We start from the raw sequence: 15,630 nt of genomic DNA, 5'->3' as shown, positions 1-15,630 counted from the left end.
AAGAATGTGGTAACACTATCGAATCGGCACGTGCATCCGGTAACTTTTCGAAAGGTTCTTTGTTATGAGAAAACTTCGCATGTTAGCTGCAATGGCCTCGGCCTTTGTAATCGTACCGGCGGCCAATGCTGCTACCTTTGTTCCAGGCGATCCGGAGTTCCGGGTGTTCGGTGACGGAACGACTGGCACTGATCCAGTATCTGCTGTTATCGGAAATGGTGGACTGAGCGGCTCCGATATCGACCAGTTTATCTTCCAGATCGGCCCAGTGACTGGCGATCTTATCGGTTTAGGTAGCGGCTCGATCACCACCAGCTTCTCGGTTGAAGAAACCAATGGACTCAATTTCAATTCGGTTGTCTTTAATAACGGCGTTTCGGATTTCGTCGTCAGTATTATGAATGGCCGTGGCGGCCTCAGTGATATTCCGATCTTCTCGGGTAACGTCAACACGCTTACGGTTGATTACACCGCGAACACCAATGCTTCCTATGGCGGCAATCTTACATTCACGCCCCTGGCGGCGGCGGTTCCCGAACCCGCTACTTGGTTAATGATGATCCTCGGTTTCGCGGCGATCGGTTTCTCGATGCGGCGGAGGAAGGACTCGGCGGTACGCGTGAATTACGCGTTCTAAGCGTCGAGACGGAAATAAGAATGTAAAAGGGCAGTGGTTTTCCGCTGCCCTTTCTTCAACTTTCATCGAAACAATTGCCGATCAAGAGGCATTCAGAATATCAAAACGCGAATTTGGTCCAAGGTCAGCCATCCGTTCGTGTATCAAACATTCCTGTGCCGCCGTCAGAAAATACGGATAGAGCGACCTGCCCGATGGCGCTCGGCAGCCCGCATGTTCCTGAATGTACTTGCCGATATCGCAGACGTTCAGCCGCATAAGTTGGGAAGGCGCACCAACCGAACAATTAGTCCGCATCGTGCCGACCTTACTAAAACCCAGCATCGTCTCGTAAAAGCGAATGTGACGCGGATTGACCTCAATCAGAAGGTCTGTGCATTCGTAACGTGTGGTTCCGTATATAAAGATCGTATGGAACAGGGACGCTAAAATGTTCATCGGAGTGGATTTCGATGAGAAAGCGAACTTGGTGAGTTCGCATAACTTGACGCCCGGCGATGAGCGAAATTGAGCGATGAAATCGGGGAAACTCGCTTCAGAGGCCAATTGATCTCCGTTATCGATCGTCAATGATAAGGTGCCAACCAGCGAACCTTCCAGAAGCGCTACGAATGTGGAACAATGCCCGTTCGCACCCAAATCATGGTTGGACCCATAGCCTCGCCACCCGTATTTTTCATTGATGAGACTGCACACGGAGGCACGTTGCGCTCCGGTGACTATCAGATCGATGGAAAAGTCCTTTTCGCTTTCACTCGCATTTTCCCGCACAAGGCCCTCGTAAAGCGATAAGCTCGATTGGGTGTTTACCCTCGGTGGCGTGGCAAGCAGAAGTTCGCCATGCGTATCCCGGCATTGAAACATGATAGTGCGTCCCGTCCAATCCTCCGCACTATCGATGATTCTTGGGCATTAGCCTTTTTTAGGAACAAACCTTATAGCGCGGGGTTGTCTACGTCGGCGATCACTAGTCAATGCAAATCAAAAAAACTTCGCTTAAGCGATGAGTAGGTGCGCAAACTAGTTGAGTTGTGCGACTTCTTCGGAAATTCCCAAGCGAGGTCCGCGTTAGTCAAACTCGTTTGATGATGACAATTTTAGCCGTCCTTCATCCGTCAGTTCCCAAATTATCGGCAGCCCATGCCCACACGCCGGATTGCGTGTCATCCTGACCCCGAACTGGCGAACGTGGGCGATCGGGCCGTCGAACGCTAGCGATCGACTCCCCCGCAGGACTTGAGCCAGTCCACCGCCGGGTGGGTAATCGAGGCGGACGCCGAACAGGCCGGACGCTTTCCAGCCGTTTCGGACCGCATAGCGTGCGTGAGCCTCGTACAGCCAGCAGGCATCTTCGACCATCTGTGACCAGTCTCGTGCCGCTATGCCGTCCGGCGGCTGGTCAGGATCGAGGTTGCTCATTCGTTCGTGCCAGTAACGCAGAACTCGTTCAGGACGAACCACACCCCCCGGCACGTTAGGCACGTTTGGCACGTTTGGTCCGATTTGGGGCCTTTCGTGCCATTCGTGCCTATTGTGCCCAGCCTCCAAGATGGCTTTTGCTTCTTCGCGCCAGCCCATCATTCAGCCTCCAGCACTTGCGGATTGACGGCAAAGTCGAGACTGGTTCGCCCCGTGGTATCACCTTCCCGTCGTGGAGCCGGCTGAAGCCATCCGGCATCGACGAGATATTCCGCTGCCGCCCGCATCGTGTCGCCTTGCCGTAGAGCCGACAGGCGCGATTTGTGAGGCGATTGTTTCAGCGTTCGCAGGTTGATCGTCTTGAACTGGTAGCGACGGATATACCGGGCGAGCAATGCCGCGTGCCGTTCGACAGCAGGAAGCGCAGCATCGCCGTAGACCCTTTCTGACATCGGCTTTGCATAGTCGTCCACGAACCGGGCGGCTGCGGCGAGGGCGTAGGCTGATACTTCGGAAGGTTCCGGATCGTCCGAAAAGGCCCAGCTGATGAACTCTCCGACCAGCGCCAGCCGCAGAACCGCTCCGTCCATCTTGCCGACAAAGGACTTGAACAGCGCGGAAGCATCCTGATCGATCGCTGCATTGTCGGCTTGCCACGCCTCGAACAGATCAGCCGCAGGCGGCGCTAGGGGAAGCGTCAGGGCAATATTTGCCCCTTCGGCGGTCTTTGCCCAAGAAAGGCTGTCCAGTCGTTCGTATGCCCGTTGTAGCCGCCCCAGATCGGCCGCTTCGCGAGGGCGGCGAACGCTCGGCACCTTATCGGGCCATGCCCACAGGAAGCGAGCGACCAGTCCGTCATCCGGCGACGACAACAATGCGTCCGCCATCTTCGCAGGTTGAATGCCCCCGAGGACAGAGACCCCGTTGAACGGTATCGAGATTGGACCCTTCGTTCCCTTCCGATCGATTACGAACGGGCGGCCTCCGTATGCCTCAAGCCAGAACTCTCGTCCTCCCGGACTGTATCGTTCGTGCGAAGTGAGCCATCCAGCCAGCTCGTCACGAAAGGAAAGAACGCCTTGAGGGTTGCCTTGCAGGATCGCGCCCAACGCTTCCGGCGTGCTGTCCATCGTGAGCGTACGCCGTCGATGCGGCTCTTCGGGATCTTCGGCATCCTCCGGCATCTTGGGCTTGTCGAGGCCGTTCTTGATCGCTTCGGCAACCTCGTCCTGCCAGCGCTTCCTCGTCTGCTTGTTCCATTCACTGCGTTCCTGGAACTCGCGCAACGCATCTTTGTGATCGTCGGCCTTTGCCTGCTCCAACGTTCGCAAGGGCGCGGTTATTTGATCGAGCGCAGGCGACTTGCGCGAACTGGGGTCACCGACAGCGCCGCACCACAGGATGCACGGTTCGCTCCACGCCGCGGTGTCATAAGGCCGAATGCGGCGCTTGCCCCCGATAAGGCTTGCACAGGAAGCCAGCAGCGCCATTCCGGGATAATCGGGAGCGGTGCAGACCCCTTCAGCCACCGTCACGAGCAAGGGCCACGCAGGACCGAACAGATCGGCCGGCATCGCGACTGGGCTGCGTCGTCCTTCGTTCAGAACCGACATATCGGCTTGCGGCCAGATCGAAATCACTTCCGCATTCTCATAAGCGGCTTTCATCGTCGCAGCACTCATCCGCGCGACTCCTTTAGTTCTTCGTTGAAATCTTTGTGGGGCGGGCTGGGATAGAAAACCCGCACGCCATGACCCCTCGCGCTCATTGTCCGCGCAGCATTCTCGGCAGCGGCCCTACCGGACGCATCGTTGTCGCCTCCGATTGCTACGTCCCGCACGAAATCCGGCAATCTCATCGACGGCAGGTTCGATGCGCCACAGGCCACCCAGACAGGCCCGCCAATCGCTTCCTGCAACGACAGGCCATCCTCAAGGCCTTCGCACACTGTCAGGTGGCGAGAGACCGGTGCCAGTCGGATCGCGCCGCACCGGACACGACCGAGCGACAGCTTCGGCTTCGGAACGTCAGCCTTCCCCCGGCCATCGTCGGCAAGGTAAGTGCGTTGGATACCGCAAAGCCGGTTATCCGGGCCGGTTACGACCGCGACGAGGCAAGGATATTCCCGCCCGCGCTTCCCGTATTGCAGCCGTGCGAAGCGGATGGTTTCGGGAATTGGGATCGAGATACCACGCCAGCGCAGATAGGCCTCCACCGGAGTTCCCGTCGCCGGAACGGCGTTGCGCCAGATCGACCGTGCTTCCTCGGTCCGATCGCCTTCGTCATTCGCCGGAGGAAGGGGAGCGATGTTCGTGGTAACCACCTCCCCCTGGCCGAGCCGCAAGGCAGCATCGCGCAGGCCGATACCTTCGATGCGCGATACGAAGTCGAAAACATCACCTTCCGCTCCGCACCCGAAGCACATGAAGCGACGACCGTTGCTGTATATTGTGAAGGATGGGGTTTGCTCGCTATGGAACGGGCAGCAGGCTTTCCACTCCCTCCCTGCGCGCTTGAGTTCAACGACGCCGCCCACGACCGTCGGAAGCGGATTGCTCTCGCGGATGGCTTCCAGATCGAGCCGCCCGGTCATGCCGTCACCCGTTCGTCATGTTCGCGGGCCAGTCGATCGAGGTAATGCCGTTGCAGGCTGGACAGTTCGCCCTCAGTCGTGGCGATAGTCTGGAGAAGGCGGGCATCCCAGTTCGTCAGACCGGTACGTCCGCGAAGTATTTGGAGCGCCGTATGCTGGGTGAGCGTCAGCAAGCGAGGTCCGGCGTCGGGCAATTTGACGAACCACCTGCCATCCCAAGGCTGCAACGCGTGATAGAACTCGTCGAGGGGGGCGGTCATCGGACACCCCCTTCAACCAGAGCCACCTTTGCCTTGTTCCACAGGCGATCCGCATCATGCTGCGACAACCTGCCCGAACCGATAGTGCCGGAGCGCAACCATTCTTCCTTCGTCTCGGGAAGGGTGCGCCGCCTAATCTCCATGTCCCGACGAGACGACACGTAGAGATCGACTTCCGCCAGTTGCAGCGGCGTCAGTTTTTCGGTAAATGAGCTCTGCTCAGTGCTGGGGAGCCGAGAGCAATCTTTGGGGGGCTGTGCATCCGTCTTAATGGACAGAATTGCGCGGCCCCCGCGTCCTTTACGGTTTGGACGCGAACCTTTCCGATCCGACATCCGTCACGCTGCCGCTTGCTCAGAGGTAGATGTGAACCGTTGCTTCGAGGCGATCCAAGAGCGGTAATCGCCGAGCCTGTATCGGACTAAGTGGCCATCTTTAATAAAGGCCGGCCCTTCACCTTTCAGGCGTTCCTTTTCGATGCGGCTGGGAGGCACATTGCGCAGAGATGCGAGCTGTTCAGTTGTAAGCAGCTTGTCGTCGTCGTTTTCCATGATGAGGTCCGCTTAATTGCATCGCTCCGTAATGCGGCGATGCTTCGCGGAACCTCATTGAAAGCAGAAGAACTGTTTCGACCATCATTTAAAACTGACGCAACAGTTATTCTAACTGACGGTTTTCCGTCTTATCGCTCGGTGTCGGGCGGGCGTCCACCCTTGCCTAAGCCAGCCATTAGAGATGTTATTGCAGTCACCTTGGGTCGCGGCCCATCCTCATTTTTCCAGCGATCTTTGATATGATGCGATTTCACTTCGCGTATCGGGATTCCCTCTGCATCCAACTCATTTGCAAGCGCCTTCAGCTTCTCAGAGGATGGCTGAATTGGCCGCTCTCCCACTTTCTCATGACTGCCGGAAACGTGGTATGACCCTGAAACGCCGAGAACATCGCTCAGGCTTGCTGCGGTCACGAATAGCCAACCATTGGGCACTGGTGACGAAAGCCCTAGATCTTCGCCGTAGCCAAGAGTAGCGAACGGAACGAAGGGATAATCGATTTCCCATTCCTCGGGCGCAACAGGAATCGGCTTTTTCCCTCCGCCTTTTCGACGCCACGCAAACTTCAAAGTTCCGCTCAAAGCCAAGTCGTGGCATTCCGCCACAACCCCATCGCGCCGAATGACTGCCGATTGAACCCGATCAAGGCGACGATCATTATCGGCAGCGACAGCGCGCCAGAGGGGTTCGGGAATGGGAACTTTCGGATTGGGGTGTCCTGACCCGGCAGCCTTTATTACGTCCGGACCAAATTCACGGTGAATCCCAAAGCGCGGCGTGCCGTCCATGTAGGAGTCCTCCGCAGATGGTATCCGCCGCCCTACAGACTTTTCTGCTTCTTCTACCTCGTGGCCGGTCCAATCTGCCCATATGGTCGCTCCTAGCAGATCAAACGCACGGGCTAAAAAGATATAACCCTCAGGTTGATCTGGCCAAAGTTGACGATTCACCCATCCCGGCCAACGAAACCTCGTCATACACACCTCCGCGTGTGCTCCGATAGTTAAGATGGCGCGGCAGCCCGGTCGGAGTCCGGGTTTTCGGGAGCTACCCTAGCCACGCCGCCATCACGCCCGCCCTTTGGCGAGTGCGATCACGTTCGGCGCGCTCGCGCGCGCAATGAGCTTCTCCAAATATGCACCCCACGCTTCGAGTGCGTCGCGCTTCTCATCGGTGTAAGCGTGTAGGTTGTAGACGCCACGGATGCCCGCAGTTTCGCCAGACTTGTGATTTATGACCTTCTCGGTCACCTCAATCGGAACACCCAGTGCCTGCATCTGCGTCGTTCCGGTTCTGCGAATGTCATGAAAGCGCCACGGTCGAAGCAACACAAGCTCACGTTCGTCTCCGAGCGCATCGGCCCGCTTGTCCGCCATATCCTGAAGGATCGGAAGCATCTCGCGGTCGAGTTGCTTTTTAACCTTTGAAAACCCGGAAATCGGCGTTGCGCCGGTAGTTGAGAACACCAGCCCCTTACGCGGCCAACGCTTCGCCTCATGCCCGGTAGCGTTCGCCATTTCAGCAAGGACCGCAACGGCAAGCGGGTTGAGCGGCACAAGATGATCGTCCTCATTCTTCGCGCGTTCGCCATCAAGCATCCAGACTTTTTTTAGGCTGTTTAACTCAGCCCATGGCAATCCGGCGACCTCTCCGCGTCGCTGTAGAGTAGTTACCAACAATCGCACGAATTGCCCCATCGGGCGGGCCAGTTCGAAGCTCGCTTGCCAGAGCGCAACAATTTCATCGGGTGACAGGACGCGCTTTCTGGCCTTCACACCTGGCGGGGCAGCAGGGATCGGACTGGAAACTAGGTCACCTTGATCGACAGCCCAAGCGAACAGCTTACGAAGCGTCGCATGCGTGTTGCGGGCAAGAGCGGGCCTATCGCTCAACCGCCGAATGACACGCGCCAGATCGGCCTTTTCAATCTCAGGCAGCGCCTGCCCCCTCAGGTGCGGAATGACATGCAGTTCCAATTGGCGCTTTGCATCCGCCCACGAATCCCGCCATTCCGATTTAAGATAGGCGTCCGTGAACGTGTCCACGTACTTGGAAAATTCCAAATCGACCGCCTCGCGTGCACGCTTGCGTGCAGCGAGAACCGGATCGTCTCCGCGCTTAACATCGTACAGCAGTTCTTCGGCGCGCCCCCTCGCCTTTTCCGGCGTCCATGGCGAACCATGAATACCGATAGTGAGCCTGCGCGCATTGCGACCCGGCAAACGATACTGAAGCACATAGGATCGAACACCGCGTGGCGTGACGCGAAGACCGAAGCCCCGAAGTTCAGTGTCCCAGTAATAGGCGTCGCCTTTCTCGGGGATCGCTGCCTTGGGAACAGTCGTCAAAGTAAGCTTCAGTCGGGCCATGATCGCAGTCCACGTAATCACTGCGTAATCGATATACCGGAACCTAACGGAAGCCAACCGAAAACAACTGCGAGAACACAACGGGAATAGGACCGAATTTGTGCGGCTTTCGGAAAGTGGCTGAAATTCGTTGAAACGAGGGCCACAAAACTCTTAATCAGCGGGTCCTAGGTTCGAACCCTAGTGCGTCCACCACCCCCTCCCTGATCTGCGATTTTTGCGGGCCGCTCGGGTCTGTTTCCGGACGTCTTAGCAAATACTAAGACGTTTGCGGCTGGCCCCTTAAGATATTAAAAAGTTTGCCGATGCTACGCGTTGAGCATGTTTCCGATTACCGGCAAAACCTTCAGCGCACTCTTTCACAACCGGGGGCGCTCGCAAATACTCGCGACAGGCAAGTTGCGGCTCGATGACGAGTGGCGGACGTTCAGGATCAAGGACATTTCTGCCACCGGACTGAAGGGCATCGGCGTCCTCGACCTGCCCTGCGATCTGGAGGTGGAGGTGCAGATCAAGGACCATGAGCCGATTGCGGCAAAAGTCGTATGGTCGGAAGATCGAATGTTCGGCCTTCTCTTTACTTTTCCGATCAATCCCGATGATTACCGGACGACGGTAAGCGGAACATATGCGATGCCGCGGAAGCCTGTCACCAGACGACGGTCCGTTTAGCAAGCGCGCATAAGAATAATGCACATTCGAATGTGCTAGTTCGTTGCCGTTCACATTCCAATGTGATAGCGCACCTGATATGACCGACTTACCCCAACAGATAAGGCAACTCGTCGAAAGCAAAGCCTTTACCAAGGCCGGCATAGCCCGCGCCGCCGGGCTTCACGCGAATTCCCTGCGCGACTGTCTTTCCGACAGCTGGAATCCCACGACCGAAACGCTGGGCAAGCTCGAACGATTCCTTGCCGACAACGACAGTTCGCCGGTTCTCGTCGGCATCGAGGAAATTATCGACGAAGCGCGCAACGGGCGGATGTTCGTACTCGTCGACGACGAGGATCGTGAAAACGAAGGCGATCTGGTAATCCCTGCGCAGATGGCGACGCCCAACGCAATCAACTTCATGGCGACGCACGGGCGCGGGCTCATCTGCCTTTCGCTTGATCGTGCGCGAGTCGACACGCTTGGGCTCGAACCGATGAGCCGGTCGAACCGGACGATGTTCGAAACGGCCTTCACGACCTCGATCGAAGCGCGCGAGGGCGTAACCACAGGCATCAGCGCCGCGGACCGCGCCCGCACTATCTCCGTCGCCATCGATTCGACCAAGACGAAAGACGACATCGTCACGCCGGGGCACGTCTTTCCCCTGGTCGCGCGCGAGGGGGGAGTCCTCGTTCGCGCCGGCCACACGGAAGCGGCGGTCGACATCGCGCGCCTGGCTGGCCTCAACCCCTCCGGCGTCATCTGCGAGATCATGAATGACGACGGCTCGATGGCACGTCTCGACGACCTGATCGGTTTCGCGCGCAAGCACGGGCTGAAGATCGGGACGATCCGCGATCTCATCGAATATCGCCGACGCAACGATCATCTGGTCGAGCGACTGCACGAAGAGCAGTTCAAGTCCGACTATGGCGGCGACTGGCAACTCCTGACCTATCGCAACAAGATCGACGGCAGCGCCAGCTACGTTCTGCAGAAGGGACACGTGACGCCTGACCGCCCCACGCTCGTGAGGATGCATACGATCAGCATCCTCGACGATGTGCTGGGTCGCTCCGGACCGAAGAAGCGGGTGTTGCAGCGCGCCATGAGCCGGATCGGGGAAGAGGGCGCGGGCGTCATCGTCATCCTCATCAATTCGCGAGCGGCCAGCGCTGGCGACGAACCGCCCAGTTCCGCGAGCGGCGACTTCCGCAATTACGGGATAGGCGCGCAAATCCTAGCCGATCTCGATATCGAGGACATGGTCCTTCTGACCAATTCACACCGCAACGTCGTGGCGATCGACGGCTACGGCCTGAATATCGTCGCCGAAGAAGCTATCCCGGAGTAGACAGCATGGCTCGTATTCTGATCGTCGAGGCGCGGTTCTACGACGAATATAACGATCTGCTTATCGCAGGGGCACGGCGCGTATGCGAAGCAGAAGGCCATTCGGTCGAAGTGCTGACCGTGCCCGGCGCACTCGAAATACCGGGCGCGATCGCGCTGGCGGCGGAGAGCGAAAGCTATGACGCATTCGTCGCCATCGGCGTCGTCATCCGGGGCGAAACTTATCATTTCGAGATCGTCGCCGGCGAAAGCGCACGCGCAATCATGGCACTGACGATGGACGGGATTGCGATCGGCAACGGTATCCTCACCGTGGAGAACGACGCGCAGGCGATGGTCCGCGCCGACCCGGAGCAGAAGGACAAGGGCGGCGAATCAGCAAAAGCGGCGCTGGCCCTGCTGGCCCTGCAAGACCGGTTCGCAGCTTAAACTACTTTAGCGGAACGAGAACCGCCGCTGCCCGTCGATAGGTTTCGCGGGTGTCGCCCCGCTCGACCGAAACACCGGACGAAAGGCAGCTTCGACATGAACGGTCCGCTCGAATGGTTTGCCGCGATCGGCGCGGTCATCGCTGCCGCGATGATTGCTGCGGATATCGGGCGACGCGCGACCGGCTGGGCTTTCGTCCTGTTCAGCGTGGTGGCGATAGCGTGGGTCATCGTTGGCCTCACCGGCGGAGGCATGCCGCTTACGATCCAGAACGCCATTCTGCTCATCGTGAACCTGTGGGGCGTCTGGCAATATCTCCTCAGCCCGAAAAACAAGCGCAAGATCGAGAAGATGGAAGAGATCGAGAAGGAGGCGGAGCACGAGGTCGAAACCTCTTGACCCGCCCTTCCCTGATACACTTGAAATCTCTCAACCGATATTGATGCGCCCGAAGCAGTCGCGTCCGGCATAGCGGGCGCTCGAGCCGAGCTCTTCCTCAATCCGGATCAGCTGATTGTATTTCGCAAGCCGGTCCGATCGGGCGAGCGAGCCGGTCTTTATCTGCCCGCAATTGGTCGCCACTGCGAGGTCGGCGATAGTGGAATCTTCCGTTTCGCCAGAGCGGTGGCTCATCACCGATGTATAGCCGGCGCGGTGCGCCATATCGACCGCGGCGAGCGTTTCGCTGAGCGTTCCGATCTGGTTGACCTTGACGAGCAGCGAGTTGGCGAGCCCGCGCTCGATCCCGTCGCGCAGGCGTTCGGGGTTCGTGACAAACAGATCGTCGCCGACAAGCTGGACCCGGTCGCCCAGAGCTTCGGTCAAGGCCCGCCAGCCTTCGAAATCGTCCTCGTCCATCCCGTCCTCGATGCTGCGAATGGGGTAGGCATCGCACAATTCGACGAGGTAGCGGGTCATCTCGTCACCGTTCAGGCTGAGGCCCTCCCCGGCGATCTCGTACCGGCCATCGCGATGAAACTCGGTCGCTGCGCAGTCGAGCGCGAGGACGACGTCGTCGCCCGGCGTGAAGCCAGCCTTTTCGATGGATTGCATGATGAAGTCGAGCGCGTCGCGCGTTCCGGCGAGATCGGGCGCGAAGCCGCCTTCATCGCCCACGGCAGTCGAAAGCCCCTTCTCCGCAAGACCCTTCTTGAGGGTATGAAAGATCTCCGCACCCCAGCGGACGGCTTCGGCGAGCGAATCCGCACCGACCGGCATGACCATGAATTCCTGAATATCGATGGGATTGTCGGCATGCTCGCCGCCATTGATGATGTTCATCATGGGGACGGGCAGCGTGTGCGCCCCCACCCCGCCGACATAGCTGTAGAGCGGCAGCCCGCGCGCATTCGCCCCGGCCTTGGCGGCGGCGAGACTGACGCCAAGAATGGCGTTCGCGCCGAGCGATCCCTTGTTGGCAGTTCCGTCCAGGTCCAGCATCGCATGATCGAGATCGCGCTGGTCCTCGACATCGAGCCCGATCAAGGCCTCCCTGATCGTCTCGTTCACCGCGTCCACGGCTTTCAGAACGCCCTTGCCCATATAGCGGCTGGCATCGCCGTCGCGCAGCTCGACCGCTTCGTGAGCGCCGGTCGATGCTCCGGAGGGCACGGCAGCCCGTCCGAAACTGCCATCGGCGCACAGAATGTCGACTTCGACCGTCGGATTGCCCCGACTGTCGAGAATTTCGCGCGCATGGATGTCGAGGATGGCGGTCATCAGGCTTTGTCCCTTTCGTCGATCTAGGTGTAGCACAGGTCTAAGACACCTTGCCCGTCTCGTCTTTATGAGGCGGAACGTTTGGGTGCAAGTTGCATTGATACCAATGAAGCAGGTCGCATCAGCGATCCAACCACATTTAGAAAAAGGGGAAAAATTATGGCAGAGTTTTCAGCGACTAATACGACGACGACCCCGGTAGAGCCGGTCACGACGAAACCCGAAACGAACACGACCAACCCGCATCGCGCCGAGGCGAAGTCGCGTTTTAACGCGGCGCTCGACGAAGCTAAGGCTGGAGCCGCCGCCCTGAAGGCAGAGGCGACCGAGCGCGCCGGCGAATATCGCACTCGCGCCAAGGGCAAGGGAAGCGATCTAAAGGGCGATGCCCGTGCCTATGGCGACCAAGCCAAGGGCAAGGCCAGCGAGCTCGCGACCGATGGCAAGCACAAGACGAGCGAAGCGATCATTTCGCTGAGCCGGAAGATCGACGAAAATGCGACCTATGTCGAAGAACGCCTCGGTCCGAAATATGGCGACTATGCTCGCAACGCGTCGCGCAAGCTACAAGAAACCGGCACGCGCCTGGATGAGAAGAGCGTCGACGAACTGACCGAGGATGCGCGTGAATTCATTCGCCGCAATCCCGGCACCTCGATCGGAATTGCCGCGGTGACCGGATACTTCCTCTCGAAGCTTCTCAGCACGGGACGCTGACAAATTGGAATTCAGGGGCGGGTCGATACCCGCCCCTCTTTCCGCACTGGGCTGGAACGTATGCTCCAACCGTCATGAAAAGACCAACAAAGGCGAGATAATTGACTGGAAACGAAGCGATGTTGTCGGAGAGAGAAACCCACGATTTTGGCAGTTCGGACGACCCGGTTGATGCGACCGGCGACTATGATCCTGTCGCGGCCCGCCGTGCTGATGCCGAAGGGTATGACCCTGACCCGCCCTCTCTGATCGACGACGCAAAGGCGTTGTACGAAGACGGCACCGCTTATGTTCAAGCCGAACTCGCCTTCCAAAAGACCCGTGCGAAATATGCAGCCAACCGTAGCGGTCAGATCGCTGGCTACGCCGCCGGTCTGCTCGCTATCGTGCATTTGGCATTGATTGCGCTGGTTATCGGCGTTCTCATCGCTCTCATTCCGGCGGTCGGAGCTTGGGCGGCGACCGGTATCGTGGTCGGCGTGTTGCTGGTGCTTGCAGCGATTACGGGATTTGCTCTCAAGTCGAAGATCGACAGATTGCGCAACGTTCTCGCCGACAACCGCCCGACGGAGAACCTGCGATGACCCAGGACCTCGAACAGCAACTGCGCGAAGATCGCGTCCTTCGTGATGCCGCTTACGGTCTGGTCCGGGCAGACATCAAGCACTTGAAGGAAAACTACCAGCAGAAGGGCATCGCGGAACGCGGTGCAGACAAGCTGAAGGAAGGTGCGACGGACGTCTATGACGAGGCTCTGCTTGTCGCTTCCGACCACAAGGGTGCTCTTGCAGCACTTATCGCCGCCATCGGTCTCTGGTTTGCCCGCAATCCCATTCTCTCGGCCCTGTTCGGCGAGGAATACGACGAAGACGAGGAATGGGACGATGACGATGACTGGGACGACGACGAAGACGCATATGACCGCGAGGCCTACGCCTGACCGGCCCTCGCTACAAACAACAGATATTTGAAGGATAACCCCATGAACGACACGACAACAGCAACCCCGAACACAACGGATGCCGCAGTTCCTGCCAACGATGCGCAGACCGCCTCGAGCACGGAAATGACTGCCGAACAACGGCGCGACCTGCTGCGCGAACGCATCGAAGCCGGCGAACGCCGTAACGAGGAACGCTCGCTCGGCGATTATGCGAAGGAAACTGCGGACAACATCACCGACTTTGCCAAAGAACATCCGATCGCGACGATTGCAGGTGCCATCGGCATCGGTCTGGCCATCGGTGCTATGACGCGTCCGGGTCGCCGGGCCGCACGTCGCGGAGCGGCTAAGACCGGTGCGCTTGCTGCCCTGGCTTCCGAAGCGATCATGGCATTCGGGGCCAACGTTCTCGACGGTGCCGAAGATCTTGCACGCAACAGCGGCGATGCGATCGAGGATTTCGGAGATCACGTCGGCGATCGCGCACGTACTTTCCGCCGCGGGGCTGCCTATCGTGCGGGAACGCTGGCCGACAGCGCGAACAGCACGAAGCGGAACCTGACGCGCAAGGCGAAGCGAAGCTATCGCGATCTGCGTCACCGCGCAAAGCACTGATCAACGCGACGACTTAGCGAAAGCGGCGCACGGCATTGCCAGTTGCGCCGCTTTTGTTATGAGCGGCCTTCTATTCGCAACCACGCAATGCCGGATCGATCGAAATGCAGGAACAGGAAGTCAAGCAGCAGCTCTACATGGTCATGGGGGGCCGGGTTACCGATCCGCGCGACATCACCTTTCAGGATCCGGAAAGCATCCACGTCGCCGGTATATTCAGCGATTACGACCGGGCGGAAGAAAGCTGGCGGAGCAACGCCCAGCGCACGGTCGACGATGCAGAAATGAAATATGTCATCGTGCACCTGCACAAGCTGCTCGATCCTGCAGGATGACGGTTCGCATCCGCGATTTTCGAGACGAAGACGCGGATGACCTTTATCGGATAACGCAAGCCGCTATTCAACGCATCGGGGCCCAGGCCTACGATGCCGAACAGACCGCGGCATGGGCAGCGGGTCACATGAATGTGCAGCGTTTCCGCGAACGCGCAGCAAGCGGTGCAGTCATACTCGTCGCAGTTTGCAAGGACGATCGCCCACGAGCCTATACCTTGCTAGAGCCGGACGGCCATCTCGACCAGCTCTACACGCATCCCGGCTGGACCGGTCAGGGTCTGGCTTTGCGGCTACTGGCGGCAGCCGAAGACTTGGCGAAGAAATGGCAAATCAGGCTGCTCTATACCGAAGCCAGCGAGCTCGCCCACCCGGTCTTTCTGCGCGCCGGTTACGAGTTGAAGCACCGACGCGACTTCACAATCGAAGGACCGTCGGGACCCGTGCCGATTTATAACTACGCCATGGAGAAGCACGTCGGGTGATCCGACACGCGAACGGCGATCAGATGAACTCGATTTTCTCGACGAGATAGAACTTGTCGCCCGACGGTACGGTCACTTCGATCTCGTCCCCTTTGGACCGGCCGATAAGCGCCCTGCCCAGCGGCGAGCTGTAGGAAATGCGCCCCTTCGCTGCATCGGCTTCGGTCTGGCCGACAATCTGATACTTCACCGGCTTGTCGTCCTCGTCGAGCAGCGTGACGGTCGCCCCGAAGATGATCTTGTCGCCCGAAAGGGTCGTCGGATCGATAATCTGTGCACGGCTGGTGCGATCTTCTAGGTCGGCGATCTGTGCCTCGACCTGTCCCTGCCGCTCCTTGGCAGCGTGATACTCGGCGTTTTCGGAAAGATCCCCATGCGCCCGCGCTTCCTCGATCGCATCGACGATCTTGGGGCGTTCGGCACGCAAGGCCTTCAGATCGGCGGTCAAGCGTTCGTAACCTTCCGCCAGCATCGGCACCTTGTCCATCGGAAATCCTTCTTCTTTAATTCGGCTTGTCGCTGCCCTTCATCGACAATTCCGAGAC

General features: G+C 58.7%; 21 protein-coding genes and 2 pseudogenes. 11 read left to right on the top strand and 12 right to left on the bottom strand.

Annotation, left to right across the window (positions count from 1 at the left end; all coding sequences use genetic code 11):
• Positions 1 to 100 precede the first annotated feature (100 nt).
• Positions 101 to 637, top strand: a pseudogene (locus tag GRI38_RS13915) (FxDxF family PEP-CTERM protein); the annotation flags it as partial.
• 81 nt (positions 638 to 718) lie between these two features.
• On the opposite strand, the gene GRI38_RS04245 reads toward GRI38_RS13915, so the two are convergent.
• From GRI38_RS04245 to GRI38_RS14325, 10 genes and pseudogenes are all read right to left on the bottom strand, one after another.
• Positions 719 to 1,501: an N-acyl amino acid synthase FeeM domain-containing protein gene (locus GRI38_RS04245; RefSeq protein WP_160681653.1), complete on the bottom strand. Its 783-nt coding sequence runs from the start codon at positions 1,499 to 1,501 to the stop codon at positions 719 to 721.
• Positions 1,502 to 1,705: 204 nt separating this feature from the next.
• On the bottom strand, positions 1,706 to 2,056 hold the full coding sequence (locus tag GRI38_RS04240) for a hypothetical protein (protein WP_160681652.1): 351 nt from the start codon (positions 2,054 to 2,056) through the stop codon (positions 1,706 to 1,708).
• Positions 2,057 to 2,214: 158 nt separating this feature from the next.
• Positions 2,215 to 3,738, bottom strand: a complete 1,524-nt coding sequence (locus GRI38_RS04235; RefSeq protein ID WP_237487342.1) for a DUF3987 domain-containing protein — start codon at positions 3,736 to 3,738, stop codon at positions 2,215 to 2,217.
• The gene (locus GRI38_RS04230) at positions 3,735 to 4,649 is read right to left on the bottom strand and encodes a DUF7146 domain-containing protein (RefSeq protein ID WP_160681651.1); all 915 of its coding nucleotides are present in this window, start codon (positions 4,647 to 4,649) and stop codon (positions 3,735 to 3,737) included. Before GRI38_RS04230 ends, GRI38_RS04235 begins: the two co-directional genes overlap by 4 nt.
• The gene (locus GRI38_RS04225; protein ID WP_160681650.1) at positions 4,646 to 4,909 is read right to left on the bottom strand and encodes a hypothetical protein; all 264 of its coding nucleotides are present in this window, start codon (positions 4,907 to 4,909) and stop codon (positions 4,646 to 4,648) included. The genes GRI38_RS04230 and GRI38_RS04225 overlap by 4 nt, the downstream gene beginning before the upstream one ends.
• Positions 4,906 to 5,070 carry a hypothetical protein gene (locus GRI38_RS04220; protein WP_160681649.1) on the bottom strand — a complete coding sequence of 55 codons (165 nt, stop codon included), beginning with the start codon at positions 5,068 to 5,070 and terminating at the stop codon, positions 4,906 to 4,908. Before GRI38_RS04220 ends, GRI38_RS04225 begins: the two co-directional genes overlap by 4 nt.
• 177 nt (positions 5,071 to 5,247) lie before the next feature.
• Entirely contained in the window at positions 5,248 to 5,460 is a 213-nt protein-coding gene (locus tag GRI38_RS04215; protein WP_160681648.1) for a helix-turn-helix transcriptional regulator, read from the bottom strand.
• A gap of 131 nt (positions 5,461 to 5,591) precedes the next feature.
• Positions 5,592 to 6,251 (bottom strand): hypothetical protein, encoded by a 660-nt coding sequence (locus GRI38_RS04210; RefSeq protein ID WP_160681647.1) that lies wholly within the window; start codon positions 6,249 to 6,251, stop codon positions 5,592 to 5,594.
• 279 nt (positions 6,252 to 6,530) lie between these two features.
• On the bottom strand, positions 6,531 to 7,526 hold the full coding sequence (locus GRI38_RS04205; protein WP_237487341.1) for a tyrosine-type recombinase/integrase: 996 nt from the start codon (positions 7,524 to 7,526) through the stop codon (positions 6,531 to 6,533).
• 33 nt (positions 7,527 to 7,559) lie between these two features.
• A pseudogene (locus GRI38_RS14325) lies at positions 7,560 to 7,832 on the bottom strand (Arm DNA-binding domain-containing protein); the annotation flags it as partial.
• Positions 7,833 to 8,153: 321 nt separating this feature from the next.
• On the opposite strand from GRI38_RS14325, the gene GRI38_RS04200 reads away from it, so the two are divergent.
• The 4 genes from GRI38_RS04200 (at position 8,154) to GRI38_RS04185 (ending at position 10,670) form a co-directional block, all read left to right on the top strand.
• The gene (locus GRI38_RS04200; RefSeq protein ID WP_160681645.1) at positions 8,154 to 8,504 is read left to right on the top strand and encodes a PilZ domain-containing protein; all 351 of its coding nucleotides are present in this window, start codon (positions 8,154 to 8,156) and stop codon (positions 8,502 to 8,504) included.
• 79 nt (positions 8,505 to 8,583) lie between these two features.
• Complete coding sequence (ribB, locus tag GRI38_RS04195) at positions 8,584 to 9,843, top strand: 3,4-dihydroxy-2-butanone-4-phosphate synthase (RefSeq protein WP_160681644.1); 1,260 nt, start codon at positions 8,584 to 8,586, stop codon at positions 9,841 to 9,843.
• 5 nt (positions 9,844 to 9,848) lie between these two features.
• Complete coding sequence (ribH, locus tag GRI38_RS04190) at positions 9,849 to 10,271, top strand: 6,7-dimethyl-8-ribityllumazine synthase (protein ID WP_160681643.1); 423 nt, start codon at positions 9,849 to 9,851, stop codon at positions 10,269 to 10,271.
• Positions 10,272 to 10,367: 96 nt separating this feature from the next.
• The gene (locus tag GRI38_RS04185) at positions 10,368 to 10,670 is read left to right on the top strand and encodes a hypothetical protein (RefSeq protein ID WP_160681642.1); all 303 of its coding nucleotides are present in this window, start codon (positions 10,368 to 10,370) and stop codon (positions 10,668 to 10,670) included.
• A gap of 30 nt (positions 10,671 to 10,700) precedes the next feature.
• On the opposite strand, the gene eno is transcribed toward GRI38_RS04185, so the two are convergent.
• On the bottom strand, positions 10,701 to 11,990 hold the full coding sequence (gene eno / locus GRI38_RS04180) for a phosphopyruvate hydratase (protein WP_160681641.1): 1,290 nt from the start codon (positions 11,988 to 11,990) through the stop codon (positions 10,701 to 10,703).
• A 159-nt stretch (positions 11,991 to 12,149) separates the two neighbouring features.
• Between eno and GRI38_RS04175 the strand changes: the two genes are divergently transcribed.
• From GRI38_RS04175 to GRI38_RS04150, 6 genes are all read left to right on the top strand, one after another.
• On the top strand, positions 12,150 to 12,707 hold the full coding sequence (locus GRI38_RS04175; RefSeq protein WP_202389835.1) for a hypothetical protein: 558 nt from the start codon (positions 12,150 to 12,152) through the stop codon (positions 12,705 to 12,707).
• 101 nt (positions 12,708 to 12,808) lie between these two features.
• The gene (locus GRI38_RS04170) at positions 12,809 to 13,291 is read left to right on the top strand and encodes a phage holin family protein (protein WP_160681640.1); all 483 of its coding nucleotides are present in this window, start codon (positions 12,809 to 12,811) and stop codon (positions 13,289 to 13,291) included.
• Entirely contained in the window at positions 13,288 to 13,647 is a 360-nt protein-coding gene (locus tag GRI38_RS04165) for a hypothetical protein (protein WP_160681639.1), read from the top strand. The genes GRI38_RS04170 and GRI38_RS04165 overlap by 4 nt, the downstream gene beginning before the upstream one ends.
• 42 nt (positions 13,648 to 13,689) lie before the next feature.
• Entirely contained in the window at positions 13,690 to 14,265 is a 576-nt protein-coding gene (locus GRI38_RS04160) for a hypothetical protein (RefSeq protein WP_160681638.1), read from the top strand.
• Between the two features lie 104 nt (positions 14,266 to 14,369).
• Positions 14,370 to 14,600 carry a DUF4170 domain-containing protein gene (locus tag GRI38_RS04155; protein WP_160681637.1) on the top strand — a complete coding sequence of 77 codons (231 nt, stop codon included), beginning with the start codon at positions 14,370 to 14,372 and terminating at the stop codon, positions 14,598 to 14,600.
• Positions 14,597 to 15,085, top strand: a complete 489-nt coding sequence (locus tag GRI38_RS04150; RefSeq protein WP_160681636.1) for a GNAT family N-acetyltransferase — start codon at positions 14,597 to 14,599, stop codon at positions 15,083 to 15,085. Before GRI38_RS04155 ends, GRI38_RS04150 begins: the two co-directional genes overlap by 4 nt.
• Positions 15,086 to 15,104: 19 nt before the next feature.
• On the opposite strand, the gene greA is transcribed toward GRI38_RS04150, so the two are convergent.
• The gene (gene greA, locus GRI38_RS04145) at positions 15,105 to 15,572 is read right to left on the bottom strand and encodes a transcription elongation factor GreA (protein WP_160681635.1); all 468 of its coding nucleotides are present in this window, start codon (positions 15,570 to 15,572) and stop codon (positions 15,105 to 15,107) included.
• Positions 15,573 to 15,630 lie beyond the last annotated feature (58 nt).

Source organism: Parapontixanthobacter aurantiacus, from assembly GCF_009827635.1.
Taxonomy (GTDB): Bacteria; Pseudomonadota; Alphaproteobacteria; order Sphingomonadales; family Sphingomonadaceae; genus Parapontixanthobacter; species Parapontixanthobacter aurantiacus.
The sequence above is the reverse complement of the archived record's forward strand: the minus strand, read 5'-3'. Positions and strand labels throughout refer to the sequence as shown.

What these genes read in the sequence shown, in the direction of transcription:
- GRI38_RS04245 (WP_160681653.1), bottom strand. Translation starts at nt 1,501, where the DNA reads ATGTTTCAATGCCGGGATACGCATGGCGAACTTCTGCTTGCCACGCCA.
- GRI38_RS04240 (WP_160681652.1), bottom strand. Translation starts at nt 2,056, where the DNA reads ATGAGCAACCTCGATCCTGACCAGCCGCCGGACGGCATAGCGGCACGA.
- GRI38_RS04235 (WP_237487342.1), bottom strand. Translation starts at nt 3,738, where the DNA reads ATGAGTGCTGCGACGATGAAAGCCGCTTATGAGAATGCGGAAGTGATT.
- GRI38_RS04230 (WP_160681651.1), bottom strand. Translation starts at nt 4,649, where the DNA reads ATGACCGGGCGGCTCGATCTGGAAGCCATCCGCGAGAGCAATCCGCTT.
- GRI38_RS04225 (WP_160681650.1), bottom strand. Translation starts at nt 4,909, where the DNA reads ATGACCGCCCCCCTCGACGAGTTCTATCACGCGTTGCAGCCTTGGGAT.
- GRI38_RS04215 (WP_160681648.1), bottom strand. Translation starts at nt 5,460, where the DNA reads ATGGAAAACGACGACGACAAGCTGCTTACAACTGAACAGCTCGCATCT.
- GRI38_RS04210 (WP_160681647.1), bottom strand. Translation starts at nt 6,251, where the DNA reads ATGGACGGCACGCCGCGCTTTGGGATTCACCGTGAATTTGGTCCGGAC.
- GRI38_RS04200 (WP_160681645.1), top strand. Translation starts at nt 8,154, where the DNA reads ATGTTTCCGATTACCGGCAAAACCTTCAGCGCACTCTTTCACAACCGG.
- ribB (WP_160681644.1), top strand. Translation starts at nt 8,584, where the DNA reads ATGACCGACTTACCCCAACAGATAAGGCAACTCGTCGAAAGCAAAGCC.
- ribH (WP_160681643.1), top strand. Translation starts at nt 9,849, where the DNA reads ATGGCTCGTATTCTGATCGTCGAGGCGCGGTTCTACGACGAATATAAC.
- GRI38_RS04185 (WP_160681642.1), top strand. Translation starts at nt 10,368, where the DNA reads ATGAACGGTCCGCTCGAATGGTTTGCCGCGATCGGCGCGGTCATCGCT.
- eno (WP_160681641.1), bottom strand. Translation starts at nt 11,990, where the DNA reads ATGACCGCCATCCTCGACATCCATGCGCGCGAAATTCTCGACAGTCGG.
- GRI38_RS04175 (WP_202389835.1), top strand. Translation starts at nt 12,150, where the DNA reads ATGGCAGAGTTTTCAGCGACTAATACGACGACGACCCCGGTAGAGCCG.
- GRI38_RS04165 (WP_160681639.1), top strand. Translation starts at nt 13,288, where the DNA reads ATGACCCAGGACCTCGAACAGCAACTGCGCGAAGATCGCGTCCTTCGT.
- GRI38_RS04160 (WP_160681638.1), top strand. Translation starts at nt 13,690, where the DNA reads ATGAACGACACGACAACAGCAACCCCGAACACAACGGATGCCGCAGTT.
- GRI38_RS04155 (WP_160681637.1), top strand. Translation starts at nt 14,370, where the DNA reads ATGCAGGAACAGGAAGTCAAGCAGCAGCTCTACATGGTCATGGGGGGC.
- GRI38_RS04150 (WP_160681636.1), top strand. Translation starts at nt 14,597, where the DNA reads ATGACGGTTCGCATCCGCGATTTTCGAGACGAAGACGCGGATGACCTT.
- greA (WP_160681635.1), bottom strand. Translation starts at nt 15,572, where the DNA reads ATGGACAAGGTGCCGATGCTGGCGGAAGGTTACGAACGCTTGACCGCC.